Below are 4686 nucleotides of genomic sequence, written 5' to 3'. Positions count from 1 at the left end.
CCATAAAATGCAATCAGGAGTGATATGTTGTTCTTTCAGCTGTTCAACCGTTTCAATCAGTCTGTTATGAAGAGGACCTCCTTTAGCCCAGGCAGAGATTTCTACACCTCCTACACCGATGGGAATGATTGTCACCTGACCGGTACATCCGTCTTCAATGAGCTTGTCGGCGAGTCTGTTCCAGACACTGCCTCCGTTGCCTGTTGCACCGATCAGAGGATCTGCCGACGGATAAAGTTTTCCTTCAAAATAATTATACACTTTATGCTTGGGAGTATAATTCCCCCATCCATGATTGGCTGAATTGGATTGTCCAAAGGTAAATATTACCATTCCTTTCCGGGCTTCTTCCAGAGGAACTTCCTGATAGTTCTCAGCCCAGCTGCGAAGCTGTTCGATGGCTCTGACAAGCACCCCGGCTTCACCACGGAATGTTCCGGAACCTTTGGGCTCGCCCGACTGGGTATACCATTCATTAAATCCTTTATTTCTGACCACTCTGGCTAGCATCGGACGAAGTTCCTCATAAGCCTCTTTGATAAATCCGTTTTCTGCCAGTCCCCATATCATGCGCGCTCCGAACCAGGTCCAGTCACCGCCGTTCTGATATCCGTACGGATACATGCCTACTCCCTTGAAGAAACCGGCCGGATAGGTCGGATACATGGTCAGTCCGATGGTCTGGGCTCCGGCTTTTCTCACATTCTCAAGCATGCGGCTGTTGTTGCTCCTGTGATCAGGCCGTATTCCTGGTTATACTTATGTTCCATCAGGTATCTTAATGCCCATTCCATTCTTTCTTCCACAGTCTTGCCGGCTACCACCGATTTCAGATAATCCGTATTTCCGCTTTTCCGGATATACTGGTATACGGCCTGAATGAGTGAAGTCTCATGGTCTGTTTCCACGGTATTTTTGTGTGCGGCAAACTGGGGACATGTTTTTGACAGTCTGTATTTATATCCTCCGACATTATTTAAATCGGCTTTCCTGATATCAATATATCCGTCAACGATGTCTCCTTCGGCCCCCTGGAAATGGAAGAAGGTATTCAGACAGTCCTGTACGTTCTTGTCTGGCATCACATCCATAGCCACTTGAATGAAGGTATTGAAATCTCTGATCCATACTTCTCCATATCCGTCACCTGCATTCAGTCCTGTGGACACGGTTTTGTATGCCATGCGATGTACCTGATCCATTAAAGGATCTTCCAGAATGTTTTTTTTGTACGATTCTGAGCTCTGCCTCTTTTTCATTACCGGCGTTTGCCTGAAGAGAAACCATGGAGCATAGCACTCCAAAACCCAGTATTGAAATCTTTCTGTTCATTTTCATATAAAAGGTTTAACAAGTTAATGAATAATAATCCAATTTACAACTTACAGAATAATCTGAATGATGTATGCAAAAGTAGGGCTTTTTATGCTGGAAAAATTGTATATAACTTCCAATTTGCTTGCATTATCTTACGATTTTGCGGAATGCCCTTGCATAATAAGAAGTATTTGGCTATTTTTGGCTGACTTGAAAATTTAATTTATTCGTGGGGTATCTTATACATCTATTATTATTAAATACAGGAAGTAATGAATTCAAGAAATTGATTATCTTCAGATTCAACATGGAATGAATTAATAGAGGCGTATAACCCGCTGATAACTTACAGATTAAAACAACTATATGGCAAGTAATATTGAATTTATAGAATTTATCTGTTCCCAGCTTGAGGACTTAGGATGTGTACGTTACCGGAAGATGTTTGGTGATTATATGGTTTATCTCAATGAAAAGCCGATAATCTTAGTATGTGATGATATAGCATATATAAAGAAACATCCCGGTATTTCCGATATGATGCAAGATGCAGAAAATGGAACTCCTTATGAGGGAGCGAAGGAACATTACATCTTGGATGTAGAGCATAAGACGGCTTTACAGGAGGTAGTAAGTAGATTATGGAAATATTTGCCATATCCCAAAGAAAAACAATCTTCAATTGCATCAAAGAAAACAATACATCCTTTTCGTAAACTTCCTAATGTAGGAGTGCAGACTGAGCAGGATTTGCTGGCCATGGGATATACTTCTATCGACTCTCTTAAAGGAGTGAAGGCTGATGAATTATATCAGAAAGAGTGTGATTTACGGGGGTGTTCTATAGATCGTTGTCAGCTCTATCTGTACCGTGCACTGGAATATTATATTAACTCTGAGAATCCGGATATGGATAAGTGTAAATGGTGGTACTGGAAAGATGATTATTTTTATCCTTCGCCATGTGGAGCCAGATGTGTAATTTGTCCGTCTTTTCCAAAAGAATGTAAAGGATGCAGAAATATTAAAGGCAGGGTGTTTTGGACTCAGTACACAGGTGATACGGTATGCCCTATCTGGAAATGCTGTAGTGAACATAATCGGGAAAACTGCGGAAGTTGTCCGGATTTACCATGTGCCCGCTTCATGAAAGACCCTACTATATCAGATGAGGAAAATGAAGCCAATCTGAAACAGATGATTGATAACCTTTCGGAATTTGTCAAATAACTTATCCCGAATTAAAAATGAGTTGATAGCGAATTTTTAATTTCTGTGCCAAAAGATGAAATCATCTTTTGAAGTAATCATTTTTTATTTCTGCATTTCAATATCTGGGGAAATTGAAAACAATGCTTTTTTAAAGTAAAGCATATCTTTTAATATTTTACCTTCTTCTATGATAAGATGGTCATAGCTGTGAGTAAAAAAATCAGGAATGGAATGTGAATAGCTGAAGCCACAAGACTCATAGAAAGAAACAGTCTTTACACTATCTCCTGTGCCTACAGTCATATATCTAAATTTATCTGCATAGTGATTGCATAAATAATTTATCATTCTTTTCCCATAACCTCTCCTTTGATATTGCGGTGTTACTGCCAGATTTTTAAGTTCGCATATGTCACAACCTTCATCTGTAACAACTGCCGAACAGACAGCCTCGTTTACAGCGTTGAACATCACAAACATCTCACCTTTTTCCAAATACTTGTCAATCATTGATTCCTGTTCATCTGCCAGCAACAGCATATCCAAATATTCTTTTTTATTTGTCTGTATCTTATCTATCCTCATATTATTACAATTCATAAAACAAAGATAATCGTCAGAATAATAAAAGGATATGAAAATAGAGATTTTTTCTTGAGAATTGTCTATTTCATAATATAATATTAAATTAGAGCCGAACATTTATTCTAAAGAAACTAAATGAGTGATTTATGAAAACCGAAAGACTTATACTTCGTCCGTGGACGGAAGAAGATGCTGCATCACTCTACAAATATGCACAAAATCCGAACATAGGACCGATAGCAGGATGGCCGCCACATACATCCATTGAAAATAGCAGAGAAGTAATAAGGGATATACTTTCTGCCCCGGAGACTTATGCCGTGGTTTTAAAGGAAACCAATGAACCTATTGGTAGTGTAGGCATTATGTTCGGTGACGGTGTACATAGTGCAGACATGCAGGAGGGTGATGCCGAAATTGGTTATTGGATTGGTATGCCTTACTGGGGACAGGGACTTATACCGGAAGCAGTTGGATGCCTTCTCTTACGTTGTTTTAATGAACTGAACATCAAAAGAGTGTGGTGCGGATATTATGACGGAAATATTAAATCCCGCAGAGTGATGGACAAATGTGGTTTTCGGTTTCATCATACAGAAAGAGGAAAGACTTCTCCGTTAGGAGATATCCGTACGGAACATTTTACTTTGCTTACCAAAGAGGATTGGGAAAAAATGGTAAAATATAAAGGTGTTCCATGATAAGAACAAGGATAAAATCATTTATTCAGTCTGATTTAGTATCTGTTTGGTATTCAGTTACTTCTGGCTGTTATGATGGCGAAGTGATATAAATTTCTGATGAGTGTCATGTTAAGAGGGATAACAGAAACGGCATATAGTAGATCTGAAAAGAAAATGTGAACAAAAATGAATGAATTAACTAATTATATAATACGCCCTTTGCAAGCTAGGGAGAATCATTTGTTAAGAGATTTTCTTTATGAAGCAATCTATATTCCAGAAGGCATAGAGCCACCATCGAAGGATGTTGTTGATTTGCCGGAATTGAAAGTCTATATTGAGCATTTCGGTAAGGAAAAAGATGATTATTGTCTGGTTGCCGAAACAGATGGTAAGGTTATAGGAGCTGTGTGGGTACGCATCATGAATGATTACGGTCATGTAGATGATGAAACTCCTTCTCTTTCCATCTCCTTATATAAGGAATACAGGAGCAGAGGTATTGGTAGCCGTTTAATGCAGGAGATAATGAAATTACTTGGCAGTAAAGGCTATAAATATGTTTCGCTTTCTGTACAGAAGGCAAACTATGCAGTCAATATGTACCTTAAACAGGGTTTTAAAACAATAATGGAGACAGACGAAGAATTTATTATGGTAAAAGAACTTATTGAAGAAAAGGCTATTATGAGCGTTCCCTGTCCGGAGAATACTGTAACCGGATAAAATAGCCGTTGCATGGTGAACATCAGCCTCCTTCTTTCTTTGCCGGCCTCTGATTATGGAATATATTGATATTGTCTGATTTTGCCTTTTTCGATCTGGAATACCATCTCTGCTGTACCCAGCCCGTCGCTTTCCACTGAGAAATGCAATTCTCCTTTCGCTT

The 4686-nt window shown here is 39.0% G+C and carries 5 protein-coding genes and 1 pseudogene; 3 read left to right on the top strand and 3 right to left on the bottom strand.

The genetic code is table 11. From position 1 onward, the window contains the following. Together BACCOPRO_RS17840 and BACCOPRO_RS17835 are read right to left on the bottom strand one after the other, a co-directional pair. A pseudogene (locus BACCOPRO_RS17840) lies at nt 1-714 on the bottom strand (hypothetical protein); the annotation flags it as partial. Beyond that, nucleotides 699-1202 (bottom strand): hypothetical protein, encoded by a 504-nt coding sequence (locus BACCOPRO_RS17835; RefSeq protein ID WP_054861759.1) that lies wholly within the window; start codon nt 1200-1202, stop codon nt 699-701. The gene BACCOPRO_RS17835 and the pseudogene BACCOPRO_RS17840, both read right to left, overlap by 16 nt. Before the next feature lie 481 nt (nt 1203-1683). Between BACCOPRO_RS17835 and BACCOPRO_RS18510 the strand changes: the two genes are divergently transcribed. Continuing rightward, the gene (locus BACCOPRO_RS18510) at nt 1684-2547 is read left to right on the top strand and encodes a helix-hairpin-helix domain-containing protein (RefSeq protein WP_008143712.1); all 864 of its coding nucleotides are present in this window, start codon (nt 1684-1686) and stop codon (nt 2545-2547) included. Nucleotides 2548-2631: 84 nt separating this feature from the next. Here BACCOPRO_RS18510 and BACCOPRO_RS11175 read toward each other — a convergent pair whose 3' ends face one another. After that, entirely contained in the window at nt 2632-3114 is a 483-nt protein-coding gene (locus BACCOPRO_RS11175) for a GNAT family N-acetyltransferase (protein WP_050765346.1), read from the bottom strand. Nucleotides 3115-3260: 146 nt separating this feature from the next. On the opposite strand from BACCOPRO_RS11175, the gene BACCOPRO_RS11170 reads away from it, so the two are divergent. Together BACCOPRO_RS11170 and BACCOPRO_RS11165 are read left to right on the top strand one after the other, a co-directional pair. Beyond that, nucleotides 3261-3815 (top strand): GNAT family N-acetyltransferase, encoded by a 555-nt coding sequence (locus tag BACCOPRO_RS11170; protein WP_008143708.1) that lies wholly within the window; start codon nt 3261-3263, stop codon nt 3813-3815. Between the two features lie 168 nt (nt 3816-3983). Beyond that, nucleotides 3984-4523: a GNAT family N-acetyltransferase gene (locus BACCOPRO_RS11165; protein WP_008143706.1), complete on the top strand. Its 540-nt coding sequence runs from the start codon at nt 3984-3986 to the stop codon at nt 4521-4523. The last annotated feature ends 163 nt before the right edge of the window (nt 4524-4686 follow it).

Source organism: Phocaeicola coprophilus DSM 18228 = JCM 13818 (assembly GCF_000157915.1).
In the GTDB taxonomy this organism is placed as follows: domain Bacteria; phylum Bacteroidota; class Bacteroidia; order Bacteroidales; family Bacteroidaceae; genus Phocaeicola; species Phocaeicola coprophilus.
Note: the sequence above shows the minus strand (reverse complement) of the source record. Positions and strands in the feature narration are given on the sequence as shown.

What these genes read in the sequence shown, in the direction of transcription:
- BACCOPRO_RS17835 (WP_054861759.1), bottom strand. Translation starts at nt 1,202, where the DNA reads ATGGATCAGGTACATCGCATGGCATACAAAACCGTGTCCACAGGACTG.
- BACCOPRO_RS18510 (WP_008143712.1), top strand. Translation starts at nt 1,684, where the DNA reads ATGGCAAGTAATATTGAATTTATAGAATTTATCTGTTCCCAGCTTGAG.
- BACCOPRO_RS11175 (WP_050765346.1), bottom strand. Translation starts at nt 3,114, where the DNA reads ATGAGGATAGATAAGATACAGACAAATAAAAAAGAATATTTGGATATG.
- BACCOPRO_RS11170 (WP_008143708.1), top strand. Translation starts at nt 3,261, where the DNA reads ATGAAAACCGAAAGACTTATACTTCGTCCGTGGACGGAAGAAGATGCT.
- BACCOPRO_RS11165 (WP_008143706.1), top strand. Translation starts at nt 3,984, where the DNA reads ATGAATGAATTAACTAATTATATAATACGCCCTTTGCAAGCTAGGGAG.